This is a genomic window from Bacillus sp. CZDM1 (genome assembly GCF_055502545.1).
Genome location: NZ_JBUESO010000010.1, coordinates 103,115 through 115,794 on the forward strand (window position 1 = coordinate 103,115; position 12,680 = coordinate 115,794).

Consider the following 12,680-nt stretch of genomic DNA (forward strand, 5'->3'; position numbering starts at 1 on the left):
TAGAAAGGGGAAAATAAAATGACAAACGAAAGAGATATTTTAATCACTGAGGTTGCATTAAGAGATGGGAGTCATGCAGTCTCTCACCAATTTACAGTAGATCAAGTTCTAAAAGTGGCTAAAGCATTGAATGATGCAAACGTCCCATTTATCGAAGTATCTCATGGTGATGGTTTAGCGGGATCTTCCTTACAGTATGGACTTTCACACACAAATGAAATGGAATTAATTGAAGCAGCCGTTTCAGTTGCAGATAAGTCAAAAATTGCTGTCCTCTTATTGCCTGGTATTGGTACATTGCATGATTTGAAAGAAGCAGCTAATTTAGGGGCAAAGATGGCGCGTATCGCAACACATGTAACAGAAGCGGACGTGGCTCCACAGCATATTGCTTATGCGAAAGAACTAGGTATGGAAACGGTCGGATTTTTAATGATGAACCATATGGCTCCCGTTGAAAAACTAGTGGAACAAGCTAAATTAATGGAAAGCTATGGAGCAGATACAGTCTATGTAGTAGACTCAGCAGGATATTTGCTGCCAGGTCAGGTTCGTGAACGAATTCGTGCGCTTAAACAATCTGTAGGCATTAACATTGGTTTCCACGGTCATAACAACTTATCTCTTGCAATGGCAAATACACTTGTTGCGATTGAAGAAGGAGCTACGCGTATTGATGGAAGTGTTCGCTGCTTAGGAGCTGGTGCCGGTAATACACAAACAGAAGTACTTGTAGCCGTTTGTGAACGGATGGGAATTAAAACTGGAATGGATTTATATAAAATGATGGATCTAGCTGAAGACATCATTGCACCACTTTTACCAGTACCGCAAGAAATTACTAAAGACAGCCTCACACTAGGATATGCAGGCGTATACTCAAGCTTTGCCCTTCATTCAAAACGTGCGGCTGAAAGATATGGCGTAGATTCTCGTGATATTTTAATTGAATTAGGCAAACGCAAAGTGGTTGGCGGTCAAGAAGATATGATCGTTGAAGTAGCAGCGGAAATTGCAAAAAGCAAGAATCGCTAAAAAATAGATTAGTAGATTTAAAGAGGGACAAAAGTACAATTAAAAGTTTAGTGAAGCAGGAACACGATTTCTTGCTTCACTAACAAATCGATATGTTTGGAAACGCTTTAGGATTTATTCAAGTAGTTCCTTCATGTAGAGTTAGGCATCCCAGGGGTAGAGGAGAAATAATATGGAATTAGTCATTATACTTTTAGCACTCGGAATGCTGATGTTTATCGCATATCGAGGATTTACCGTTATCATTTTTGCACCTATTTGTGCATTATTTGCCGTACTTTTAACAGAACCAGGATGGATTCTTCCTTTTTACTCGAATGTATTTATGGGGAAAATGGTTGAATACATTCAGCTATACTTTCCAATCTTCTTGTTAGGAGCGATTTTTGGTAAAGTAGTAGAAATGTCAGGACTTGCTAAAACCATTGCTTCTACTATTGTCCAAGCTGTTGGTCAAAAAAGAGGAATGTTAGCCATCGTTTTACTTGCAGCTATCTTAACATATAGCGGAATTAGCTTAGTAGTGGTGGCATTCGCAGTCTATCCATTTGCTGCACATCTTTTCAGAGAAGCAAATATTCCAAAGCGATTAATTCCAGGTACAATTGCACTTGGTTCATTCACCTTTACAATGGATGCATTACCTGGTTCGCCGCAAGTACAAAACGTAATTCCAACAAGCTTCTTTAAAACAGATCTTTATGCTGCACCTACGCTTGGGATTATCGGAGCTATTTTTATCTTCATACTTGGAATGTGGTATTTGAACTCTCGCCGTATTAAAGCGGAAAAAGCTGGTGAAGGTTATGACAGCTTTGGTACCATTAAAGATAACGATGAAGTAACGATTAATTTAGAGGAACAAGAAAGTATCGGCCGTAAGATCTTTGCTTTTGTTCCTGTTCTATTAGTAGCAGTTTTAAACAAAGTATTAACAACGGTTATTCCGAAATGGTATCCGAATGGTTTTGACTTCGAAGCGATCGGAATGAGTTTTCCAAGCATTGAAACTTCAAAGGTTATCGGAATTTGGTCGGTTGAAATCGCTCTTTTAGTCGGTATTATCGCGACTATTCTTTATAATCGCAAACCTGTTATCATGAACTTCAAAGATGGAATGAAAGTCGGAGTAGCAGGTGCGCTGCTTGCTATTATGAACTCAGCAACAGAATATGGATTTGGAGCTGTTATTTCAAATTTACCTGGTTTTTCTATCGCAAGAGATGGGATTGCCAAAGTGTTTGGTCATCCATTACTAAATGGAGCTGTTACAACCAACATTCTTTCTGCTATCTCTGGTTCAGCGTCTGCCGGTATTGCCATCACTCTTGGGATGATGTCAGAAAAATATATTGAACTAGCAAATCAATTTGATATTCCGCTCGAAGTAATGCACCGTGTCATCTCAATGGCTTCCGGTGGTATGGATACACTGCCGCATAACGGAGCAGTTATTACCTTATTGGCAATTACAGGGTTGACACATAAGCAATCCTACCGAGATATCTTTGCTATCACGATCATCAAGACAATTGCTGCTTTCTTCGTCATTGCTGTTTATCTGTTAACTGGAATTGTTTAAGTGTTATAAGCAAGTAGATCAAGTCTATCTTTGGACGAGTCTACTTGCTTTTTTATTTATTCAATTACACCAGACTCTGAGATTTTGACATCCGCTTTTATCTTTACGACAAGGTCTTTATATTGATTTTCTCGCCAATTATTAAAGTCAAAGTTCCTTGTCTGTGTTTTTACAAAATGGCCGAATCCTACTGGGTCAATTTTTTTATCTATAAAACGCCGTATCAGTTTAAGGGATTCCTTCTGAATGTCCTTTTCGAATTGTTTTTGTAATGCCTTTATCGAGTTTGGGGTCAGCTCTTGACCGGTAAATTCATTAATGTTTCCGTCAACTTTTATATGAATGGTGATTTCAGTTGGATTTCTTTTAGTCAATTCAAAATTATGGGAGGAATGAATGCTTCGGACGGCTGCTTCACCACTATCTATTTTGACTAGGTGCATACCTTCGCTATACTTGTCTACAAGCAGCTTGAAAAAAAACATTTCTTCCGGTGAAATAAGATCAACCATTTTTCCGTGTTTAAGCAAGGATATCCCATTAATTTTCAGTTTATCTTTTCCAATTTGCTTTAGCTGCGGTATAAAGGGGGTTTTTCCTTCTTGATAAAAATCCGCAAGAAACAGTTGTAAATTCGTTTTTGGAAGATCTTCATTTTTGATATTATGTTCCATTAAATTAGAGATGTAGGTGGCATTACCCCTTATACCATAATTCCCTGATAGTAATTCCTTCGTTTCTCCATCTACCACCGCTAAATATAGACCAGATCCCACACCAGGATCTCTTTGAAAGGGATCTACCAAAGGGAGAATACCTACCTTTTCTGATAATGTCTTACTAAATAAGACGACCGCAAGGCTTCCTGTTACGATCGGGTCAGCGGTTTGCCGTTGAACCTCCTGTAGAATTGACTTTTTAATCTCAGCTTTAGCAGAGTAGGTATTATTTTTAGGTGGCTGGTCAGGCAGGTAAACGGGAATGATTACTGTCCCAAGTATATTTTTTTTATCAACATAGTCGAAGCCGATTCCTTCAATTAAGCTAATATCATCTAGTACCTCTTTCTTGACGCAGCCAATTAAACTGAAGGCTACAAATACAGAAGCAATCATCTTAAGTATGCGTCCCACGATTTCTCACCTTCTTTGCTATTAATGTACCTGCAAACAATAAGGGAATATAAAAGAAATTAAAGTAAAAACCAATCTTTGCAGTAAAATTAGTCAGTGTATTCATTTGTTCTCTTGTTGATATCAAACTGGTGGCTATTAAACAAAGCGTGGCAATGGCCGGAACCGACATTTTTTGACGGATGGAAAAAAGCTGTTTTGCTAATCGACTTGCACACCATAAACAAATGCATAAATTAGGTAATATCACTATACCCCAGTTTGCAATTCCAATATATTCAAAGCGTTCAACAAAGGGTAATTCAATAATTTTCCACATGGTTAATGTTGGCCATAGGTTTTTTTGTAATTGTGCTTCTGAAAAAAAGGCAAAGGCTAGAATAGCCAAATAGGTACAAATAATGGTTGTATATAATGCACCAAAGTGAGCCCACTTCTTACTTTTTTCAGGGTTTTGTATAAACGGATAAAAAAATAATAAAGTTTCAAATCCAATCACAGTAAACGTCATATCACGACTAGCAAGCAGTATCTCCTTTACCGAATGATCGAAAATGGGGAGGAGGTTGGTAAAGTCAGAATATGGAATGATAATAACAAATAAAACAGCAATGTAGAATGGTAATATGATCGAAAAAAAAGCAATACCTGCTACCGTCCTAAAACCCCCAAACACAATATAGATAACTAAAATAAGTAAGGCAAGAGCAAACCAAAAGGTTCTTAGTTCAGGAAACATCCAAACCTGAATAACTTCTATATAACTGCGCAGGACGGTAACAGTTAGTAAACTAAAGTAGAGAATAAAAAAGCTGCTGAAGATATTACCGATTTTTTTGCCAAGTACAAATGTATGTATCGAAGTCATATCGCCTTTTACTATTTTTAGCATTTTAAACATCATCCACAAAAGTATATGGATAAAAAAACCCGCTAAAATGATGGACATCCAAGCATCATATCCCGCTGTTTTAGCAATAAATCTTTGAAATCCCAGAATACCTACCCCTGTCTGCATGGTATGAATTAGAAAAAATACGAGAAAAGGAGATATTTTTTTACTATCCGGAACGTTAGAATTCATAATGGTCCCTCTATTCATCTTCTATATCTTTCTTTTCTTTTGCAGCCTTTTTATGAAAACGGTTGGGTTGCTTTGAGTTCAGAAGGAATGGTCGTTTTCTTTGTTTATCAAAAGATAACCGAATAAAAGCATCTTTAAGATCTTGCATTCTAGGAGGGTACAAAGGTTCTAAATATGGCCTTCCTAGTGAAGTGAGACGAATAAGATGGGTCAATAAAAAACAAAAGCAGACTATTATACCCAGCAGTCCCCAAACTTCCGCAAAAATTAAAAAGGGAAAACGCAGTAATCGAATCGTGTTGCCTATTCTGTAGACAGGGGTTGTAAAGGAAGCGAGTGCTGCTAATGCAATGAAAATTAAGAGAATGTTACTCGTAAGCCCTGCTTCGACACTTGCTGTCCCAATAACAATCCCGCCAACGATACCAATTGTCTGACCGACCTTTGTCGGCAATCTAGCTCCAGCTTCTCGTAAAAGCTCGATTGTTAATTCAAGAAATAATGCTTCCAAAATAGGAGGGAAGGGTATAACTCTTCGGGATGCTACTAAGGTACTCATTAAGTCTTGCGGTATTAATTCATAATGATAACTAAGTGTTGCCACATATACGGGTGTAACCAAAATAGAAAACACAACGGCGAATAGTCGAATCAAGCGAAAGAAGGAAGACAGAATCCAGTTTAGATAGTAATCCTCAAATGAGCTGAAAAATTCTACCAGTGTAGTAGGTCCAATTAATGCATGTGGTGATCCATCAACAAAAATCGCTACTTTGCCTTCAGCGAGTATGGCAGAAATTCGATCTGGCCTTTCCGTATCAAGGAGCTGAGGAAAAGGTGAATTTTGATTGTCAGAAATAATTTGAACGATATAGGAGCTATCAGTAATTTCATCAAATTCAATGTTTTTAATTCGCTGCCGGACAGTATTTACATTCTCAGGGTCTGTAATCCCATCTAAATAAAGAATTGCTACTTTTGACTTAGATAGTGTTCCAACCGTTAATTTCTCCATGATTAATTCTTTAACAGGAATTCTTTTTCTAATAAGATTTAAATTCTGGTCAATTGATTCTACAAAGGATTCCTTAGGTCCGATTACACTGAATTCAACCTCTGGGAGACTAACATTTCGTCCGATTTCTTTCCTAGCTCCCAAAAAACAAAACTTATTATCTTTACCTTTCACAGTTAATAAGACAGAACCATTAAAAAGCTTTTGTTCTATTAGTGAGATATCCTCTGAAACCTGTACATCAGCCAGTGGGATAATTTGTTTTGCATCTTCTATTTGTTTAAAATTTTCTTCTAATAAATAGGGAAGGACACTTTCTTGGATGGTTTTTTCATCCACAAGGGTGGAAAGGAATTTCAAGGTAAAGGAAATGTTTGTTTTATTGTTAACGTACTCAACACATTTAAAATCGTCGGATTTTGCTAAAAGTTTTTCTAAACCTTCTCTTTCTTTGTTTTTAAAAAGTTTAAACATACTTCTTTCTCCTTTTTGGAAGAGACTAAGAGTAGTGTTACCAATATTGGAAAGATTATGTTTCAGAAGGAGCTTTGCTGCAATAGATAGTAAATCGTTATTATTTGAAAATTTGGTCAAAATAGTATATTATAAAGGTGGATATAGGGATATATGCTCTAATCTACTTATTAAAACTCTTTTTACTATTGAGATTCGCTTATTATTAATCGGTAATGATTATCTAGATATGTAGATGCTAGGATTTAAGCCAAAGTAAGCCGTAGGGATAACTACGCTTATTTTGGCTTTTTTTATTATTATAAAATGGGAGGGCAGGTACGAACATGGATAAGGATAAACTGAAACGATTAAATTCATTACTTGAAATATATGTCGATGTCAATGTAGATAAAGATTTCTCGGTACTATCAAAAGGCACTGATGCATTCTTTATAGTAAACATGAGTGGTCAATTAATTTATGTCAATGAAGTCTGTGAAGAGCTGTTGCAATGCTCTCGAAACGAACTAAACAATCTGAAACTGAGTGATATCTTCAACTCTTCTGCTTTAAGTGAACCTCAAACCTTTTTTATTGAAAAACAACGGGAACAACTCGTGAATTTTGATTCAAAAGTCAATAGTAGATTAGGAAATCATATTGAAGTTAATGTAACTACCTTTCCAATCCTTTTTAATAATGAAGTGGTAGGGAGTTACGTAGTGTTGAAAGATATAACATTGCTTAAAAGAGAAAGACAATTACTGGCGGAAAAAAGAGCAGCGGCAGGTCAATTAGCCGCTGGGATTGCACATGAAATTCGTAACCCAATGACCGCAATAAAGGGCTTCCTGCAGTTAATAATGGGTGAGCATAAAGGAGAAAAGACATACTTTAGAATTGTGGAATCAGAAATAAACCGTGTGGAAATGATTCTAAAAGAACTAATGGTTCTCGCAAAGCCAACAAAAATAGATTATAAAAAGCTGGATATACGTTCTCTCTTAGACAAAGTCCTAACGTTGATGGAGTCGCAGACGCTGTTAAAAAATATTGAAGTGATAAAAAATTTCCATGCTTTAGAGGTAACGATCGTAGGGGACGAGAATCAAATGAAACAAGTGTTTATAAACTATATAAAAAATGCAATTGAAGCAATGTCGGATGGCGGGAAGCTAATCGTTGAAGGGATTCACCTAAATGAAAGTGTTCATGTTCGAATTATTGATCATGGCAGCGGTATTCCGCCAGAGATTTTAAAACGAATAAATGAACCGTTTTTTACAACGAAGGAACAGGGCATGGGGCTTGGGATGCAAGTAAGCAATGAAATCATCGAGGAGCATCGTGGAAAAATTAATATTATCAGTAATACGGAAGGGACCTGTATTGAAGTGATATTACCGACCGTAACCTAAACAATTGCAGTATAGTAAAAATAATGGTAAGATAGTATAGTCTAATGTCTTGCAGTCATTAGTTTTGCATTCTTATATTTTACATAAAAAATAATACTCGTAAACTGTGTGGTAAATGGAAGAAACTATTAATATAGTCGTCTGAGCCGTGGCCTAACTTCTTTTTGAAGTTAGGCCATTTTTTATTTGTAAGGAGGAGTACATATTAAATCTAAACATGAAAATTTGGTCTATCTTAGCAGTACATTTAGTAAATTGCTCAAACGAAGATTCGGAAAAGGTCCAGAAGCCTGTAATGTTATCTTAAAAGGTAATAGACTTTACGTGTATATGCGAAATTTTATTACCCCGGCTGAAGAAGTATTAATAAAACAGGACAAGTTAGAATTGGCGGTGAATTTTCGTTCTACCATAATCAATGCAGTAACGGAGGAATATTTACCGGAAGTATCAAAGGTTTTGGGGATACCCTGTGATTACTTCTTTCATGACTGGAATTATGATAGAAATACAGGAATTCTTCTATTAGATCATTCTCAATCGGACCATGAGGAGAATATAGATAGCAGTTTTGAACGGAATCTTTTTACCTTAATAGAGAATGTTGGGTCAAATTACTATAAGAAGCCTGCGAACTTAAAGATTGTAAAGCTCACACAAAATATTTGTGCAATTGAATCTAAAGAAGTATTGCTGCCACTCGAGAGATTAGTTTATGAAAAAGGGAATGCGGAATTATTGATCCATCAGGCTTGGGAAATCAAAAAAGGATATTGGAGGAACAAGGTACTATTTGAAGGTCTCTTTAATCGTTTGATTGAGGATATGTTTATCATGTGGGATTATAAAAATAATCGAAATTATCTTGTGTTTATCTTTAACAAACTATATACAATGAAGTAATTGAAAAAAACATGTTGTAAGAAGGACTTCCTAAAATACAATGTGTTTTTTTATGCCTATATTTTAATAAAGCATGCTTTCGTACATACTAATTGGATATAACAGCCACCTTCCAAATTAGGAACGAAGGAGTTAAACATATTGATGGATCTAAAAAAGGAAGAGTATATTAGCAGTTACATAAGCAAGTTGTTAAGAAAAAAATTCGGCAGGGGCCCTCGCAGCTGTCAAACTACCTTATCTCAAAATTATCTTGTCACTTATATAGGTGGATTTTTATCACCGATGGAGGATGTTTTATTACAGCAAGGGCAGAACAAGTACGTCGATTTTGCTAGAAATGTAATTATTACCCACCTGCTGGATGAAATAAAAGGAGTAATACAAATAACTTTTGATGTTGAAGTGGAGGAATACTACCATGATTGGAATTTGCCAAATAACTCAGGCATGCTTACTTTTGTTTTAGATAGTGAAGCAGGTCAGAGATTCAAACCCGATATTGATATCCAAAGATTAGAATTGGAAGTAGGCAGGATAAGCTTACTGGTGGAAAAAGTACCAGATAAAATTAATACCTGCCCAATTTCTCCCTCCATCTTCGTCATTGAAAGAAGAGGTATTCTTATTCAAATAGAAAAAGCATTAATTGATAAAGGTTTTGAAAACGAACTAAGATTCACAAAAGATGAATTGGAGAAAAGTTACTTTCACCGATATGGCAGGTTTGAAGACATTTTTCATAGATCTGTCAGGGATATTTTTATAGACTGGAACTTTAAGGAAGATAAATCGTTAATGGTTTTCATTTTAAATCCTTAGGCAGCCTCCTGTCCGTTAATGATCATATAAAAGGGAGTCTTTCATTAAGAAAGACTCCCTAAGATTTAAAATGGACATTTACCGATTATTAAAGTAGACAGACAAGGCATTTGATACTTCATCGTCTTGATGATCGACGGTAATCGTATAATGGTCACCGTCAACGGAAGAGGTGAAATCACTGAATCCTTGATTTCGCAAAAAGTCGTCAATATCTGATAGATCTTCTCCTTGGGTTTTAAGTGTTTTGCGCCCAACAAAACTCCCATTCACATATACCTCGTATTGATCTTCATTTAATTTCACATCACTGTTTGAATCAATACCTACACTAATAAAGGGTAACATATTATTACCATTATTATTTCTATCAATCATCTGAGAGCCTCCTTCTGCTTAATAATGTTACTATTTCCTTAAGCTGGTTGGGGTATGAGTATTTCTGTTTAATAAATGAAAGCTGTCCAAATAATGGACAGCTTTTTTGTACGAAAAACAAGTTATAATCTTCTTTCTTTAATTTTATTCTGTAATGTATTCAACTGCTTCATCAACTGCTCATATTCTTCAAGCTCTATCTGACAGGATTGAATAACCTTTGCTACCTTACTGGTGATGGTTAACTTTTCTGTACGAGCTTTCTCTTCTAAATAGATAAATACCTTTCTTTCATCTGCTTTAGAACGTTCTTTCCTAAGCCAGCCATTTGCTTCCATTCGTGCAGCCATAGGAGTTAATGTACCAGTGCCTAAATTCAATTTCTCTCCTAGTTCCTTTACCGTTACTCCGTCCTCTTCCCATAAAGCCAATAAGACTAAATATTGCGGATAGGTTAAACCAAAGGGCTGAAGAACACTAGAATATAACTTATTAAATTCTCCAGCGGTTTCATAGATTGCGAAGCATAGTTGTTTCTTTAACGTCATAAAGTCTTCCATATAGACCGCCTAACTAAGAAAGTAACTTTTCTAAGTCATCTTCCATTTTCAGTGGTTCAGTGGTTGGTGCATAGCGTTCTACAACCTGTCCGTTCTGGTCGACGAGAAATTTAGTGAAGTTCCATTTAATATTTTTGGAAAGAATCCCTTTTTTCTGCTCCTTTAAAAAAGAAAATAAAGGGTCACTGTTTTCGCCATTTACATCGATCTTCGCGAAAATCGGAAAGGTAACACCGTAATTTAATTGGCAAAACTGGGTGGTTTCATCAATATTATCAAATTCTTGATTATTGAACTGATCACAGGGGAATCCTAAAATTTCTAAACCTTGGTCTTTGTATTTTTCATATAACTCTTGTAGACCTTTAAATTGAGGAGTCAATCCACATTTGCTGGCGGTATTAACGATTAGTAAGGGTTTGCCTTCGTATTCCTTTAGTGATTTTTCCTGGCCATTCGTCATTTTTACAGTAAAATCATATACAGTAGTCATTGTAATTTCCTCCTAAAATAGGGTGGTAGAAATAATGTTTTTAACTAAATCGTGTACGATTAAATCTTACACGATTTAGTTAAAATTAGCAATAAAACAAAAAACAGTATCCCATTTATGCTGGGATACTGCTTTAGTATCATTTACCGAATACCTTTCATTAGGCCCTGAATTTTCGGAGCTAATGCAAATAGAATCATACTTAGTACGATAGCTGCACCGCCGATAAAGCCAAAGTACGCCATTTCATTCTCAGGTGAGTAGAATTTAACGACTTGTGCATTAAGGGCTTGAGCTGCAGCGCTTGCTAAGAACCATAAACTCATAGTTTGTGCTGAGAATGCAGCAGGAGCTAATTTTGTTGTTGCGGATAAACCAACTGGCGATATACATAATTCACCAAATACAACAATTAAATAGCTAAGAACAAGCCACATTGGGCTAACCAATGTATCTGTACCGCCAAGGTAAGCTGGCAAAAGGATAACAAGGAATGATAATCCAGCAAATAATAACGCTAATGAGAACTTTTGTGGTATTGTTGGCTGACGTTTTCCTAATTTAACCCATAGGCCGGCAAAAATTGGTGCAAAGATAATTATGAATAAAGGATTTAAAGATTGGAACCATGCTGGAGAAATGTCAATTCCCATCCAATCTAATTGAGTGCGTTTGTCTGCATAACTCGCAAGAATTGTTGAGCCTTGTTCTTGAATCGACCAGAACATAACAGCTGCAATAAATAATGGAATGTAAGCAATAATTCTTGAACGTTCCACAGTTGTTGTTTTAGGGCTGCGGTACATAACGAAAAAGTAAAGAGTAGGAATTAAGATACCTAAGAATGTAACGATATTAATAAAACTTGAGAACGTTAATATTCCCATTGGAATTAAAACAGCACATAATACAGCAAGAACCACTACACCTAATCCGATGAAAGTAAAAGTCTTTTTCTTTTCAGCTTTTGAAAGCGGGTTTGGAACAGTTGTACCTGCTAGACCAAGATTTTTCTTTTTAGTCAAAACAAATATTACAAGACCAAGGAACATACCAACGGCTGCAATACCAAAGCCTAAATGGAAGCTATAATCCATAACACTTCCGACGATAAGTGGTGCTAAGAATGCACCGGCGTTAATTCCCATATAGAAGATTGTGAAACCTGCGTCACGACGATCGTCTGACTCGCTGTACATTTCACCAACTACAGTAGAAACATTTGGTTTTAACATACCAGTACCCAGAACGATCAACACCATGGATACAAAGAACATGGCAACGCTGCCAGGAACCGCGAGAACAATATGGCCGAGCATAATCAATACTCCACCGTAGAATACCGCTTTAGATGTTCCAAAGATCCGGTCAGCTAACCAGCCGCCAATGATACCAGACATATAAACTAGTGATCCGTAAATGGACATAATGGACAGAGCTAAGTTTTCATCGAGTCCTAATCCGCCTTTTGAAACCTCGTAGTACATATAGTAGACTAGGATAGCTCTCATACCGTAGTAAGAAAAGCGCTCCCAAAATTCTGTGAAGAACAAAGTGAATAATCCTTTTGGGTGTCCGAAGAAACCTTTCTGAGGGACACTATCCACAATTTTCTGCCTATTATAATTCGACATATTTCTACCTCCCTTTATTATATTATAATACTTTCGATTGTTTTCAATTGTCAAAAACTATTTTTAGAGAATAAAATACGAATTGATATAAACGTTGTTATAACAGGGATTGTATCGGTAACTAAGAAAGTAAAAAGTTTTTTTAAAATAGTATTTATATTTGGATA

The 12,680-nt window shown here is 36.2% G+C and carries 12 protein-coding genes; 5 read left to right on the forward strand and 7 right to left on the reverse strand.

From position 1 onward, the window contains the following. The first annotated feature begins 18 nt into the window (after positions 1–18). Both dmpG and ACY3XC_RS21410 read left to right on the forward strand, forming a co-directional pair. Entirely contained in the window at positions 19–1,035 is a 1,017-nt protein-coding gene (gene dmpG, locus ACY3XC_RS21405) for a 4-hydroxy-2-oxovalerate aldolase (protein ID WP_464870343.1), read from the forward strand. Positions 1,036–1,207: 172 nt separating this feature from the next. Further along, positions 1,208–2,617 carry a GntP family permease gene (locus tag ACY3XC_RS21410; RefSeq protein WP_464870344.1) on the forward strand — a complete coding sequence of 470 codons (1,410 nt, stop codon included), beginning with the start codon at positions 1,208–1,210 and terminating at the stop codon, positions 2,615–2,617. 56 nt (positions 2,618–2,673) lie between these two features. Here the strand turns inward: ACY3XC_RS21410 and ACY3XC_RS21415 are convergent, their stop codons facing one another. Genes ACY3XC_RS21415 through ACY3XC_RS21425 form a run of 3 tightly spaced genes read right to left on the reverse strand, consistent with a single transcriptional unit; the run spans position 2,674 to position 6,323 of the window. Further along, the gene (locus tag ACY3XC_RS21415) at positions 2,674–3,750 is read right to left on the reverse strand and encodes a Ger(x)C family spore germination protein (RefSeq protein WP_464870345.1); all 1,077 of its coding nucleotides are present in this window, start codon (positions 3,748–3,750) and stop codon (positions 2,674–2,676) included. Then, entirely contained in the window at positions 3,734–4,834 is a 1,101-nt protein-coding gene (locus ACY3XC_RS21420) for a GerAB/ArcD/ProY family transporter (protein ID WP_464870346.1), read from the reverse strand. The genes ACY3XC_RS21415 and ACY3XC_RS21420 overlap by 17 nt, the downstream gene beginning before the upstream one ends. Before the next feature lie 10 nt (positions 4,835–4,844). Further along, complete coding sequence (locus ACY3XC_RS21425; protein ID WP_464870347.1) at positions 4,845–6,323, reverse strand: spore germination protein; 1,479 nt, start codon at positions 6,321–6,323, stop codon at positions 4,845–4,847. A 326-nt stretch (positions 6,324–6,649) separates the two neighbouring features. Between ACY3XC_RS21425 and ACY3XC_RS21430 the strand changes: the two genes are divergently transcribed. The 3 genes from ACY3XC_RS21430 to ACY3XC_RS21440 all read left to right on the forward strand — a co-directional run bounded on the left by ACY3XC_RS21430 (position 6,650) and on the right by ACY3XC_RS21440 (position 9,448). Continuing rightward, complete coding sequence (locus tag ACY3XC_RS21430) at positions 6,650–7,723, forward strand: ATP-binding protein (RefSeq protein ID WP_464870348.1); 1,074 nt, start codon at positions 6,650–6,652, stop codon at positions 7,721–7,723. A 225-nt stretch (positions 7,724–7,948) separates the two neighbouring features. Then, positions 7,949–8,626, forward strand: a complete 678-nt coding sequence (locus ACY3XC_RS21435) for a Na-translocating system protein MpsC family protein (protein WP_464870349.1) — start codon at positions 7,949–7,951, stop codon at positions 8,624–8,626. Between the two features lie 144 nt (positions 8,627–8,770). Then, the gene (locus tag ACY3XC_RS21440; protein ID WP_464870407.1) at positions 8,771–9,448 is read left to right on the forward strand and encodes a Na-translocating system protein MpsC family protein; all 678 of its coding nucleotides are present in this window, start codon (positions 8,771–8,773) and stop codon (positions 9,446–9,448) included. Between the two features lie 78 nt (positions 9,449–9,526). On the opposite strand, the gene ACY3XC_RS21445 is transcribed toward ACY3XC_RS21440, so the two are convergent. From ACY3XC_RS21445 to ACY3XC_RS21460, 4 genes are all read right to left on the reverse strand, one after another. Next, a complete protein-coding gene (locus ACY3XC_RS21445; RefSeq protein WP_464870350.1) occupies positions 9,527–9,826 on the reverse strand; it encodes a hypothetical protein in 300 nt (99 codons plus the stop codon). A 122-nt stretch (positions 9,827–9,948) separates the two neighbouring features. Beyond that, the gene (locus ACY3XC_RS21450) at positions 9,949–10,386 is read right to left on the reverse strand and encodes a MarR family winged helix-turn-helix transcriptional regulator (RefSeq protein WP_464870351.1); all 438 of its coding nucleotides are present in this window, start codon (positions 10,384–10,386) and stop codon (positions 9,949–9,951) included. 13 nt (positions 10,387–10,399) lie between these two features. Further along, entirely contained in the window at positions 10,400–10,879 is a 480-nt protein-coding gene (locus ACY3XC_RS21455) for a glutathione peroxidase (protein WP_179159391.1), read from the reverse strand. A 143-nt stretch (positions 10,880–11,022) separates the two neighbouring features. Further along, positions 11,023–12,513, reverse strand: a complete 1,491-nt coding sequence (locus tag ACY3XC_RS21460; RefSeq protein ID WP_464870352.1) for a peptide MFS transporter — start codon at positions 12,511–12,513, stop codon at positions 11,023–11,025. Between the last annotated feature and the right edge of the window lie 167 nt (positions 12,514–12,680).

What these genes read in the sequence shown, in the direction of transcription:
- dmpG (WP_464870343.1), top strand. Translation starts at nt 19, where the DNA reads ATGACAAACGAAAGAGATATTTTAATCACTGAGGTTGCATTAAGAGAT.
- ACY3XC_RS21410 (WP_464870344.1), top strand. Translation starts at nt 1,208, where the DNA reads ATGGAATTAGTCATTATACTTTTAGCACTCGGAATGCTGATGTTTATC.
- ACY3XC_RS21420 (WP_464870346.1), bottom strand. Translation starts at nt 4,834, where the DNA reads ATGAATTCTAACGTTCCGGATAGTAAAAAAATATCTCCTTTTCTCGTA.
- ACY3XC_RS21425 (WP_464870347.1), bottom strand. Translation starts at nt 6,323, where the DNA reads ATGTTTAAACTTTTTAAAAACAAAGAAAGAGAAGGTTTAGAAAAACTT.
- ACY3XC_RS21430 (WP_464870348.1), top strand. Translation starts at nt 6,650, where the DNA reads ATGGATAAGGATAAACTGAAACGATTAAATTCATTACTTGAAATATAT.
- ACY3XC_RS21440 (WP_464870407.1), top strand. Translation starts at nt 8,771, where the DNA reads ATGGATCTAAAAAAGGAAGAGTATATTAGCAGTTACATAAGCAAGTTG.
- ACY3XC_RS21445 (WP_464870350.1), bottom strand. Translation starts at nt 9,826, where the DNA reads ATGATTGATAGAAATAATAATGGTAATAATATGTTACCCTTTATTAGT.
- ACY3XC_RS21450 (WP_464870351.1), bottom strand. Translation starts at nt 10,386, where the DNA reads ATGGAAGACTTTATGACGTTAAAGAAACAACTATGCTTCGCAATCTAT.
- ACY3XC_RS21455 (WP_179159391.1), bottom strand. Translation starts at nt 10,879, where the DNA reads ATGACTACTGTATATGATTTTACTGTAAAAATGACGAATGGCCAGGAA.
- ACY3XC_RS21460 (WP_464870352.1), bottom strand. Translation starts at nt 12,513, where the DNA reads ATGTCGAATTATAATAGGCAGAAAATTGTGGATAGTGTCCCTCAGAAA.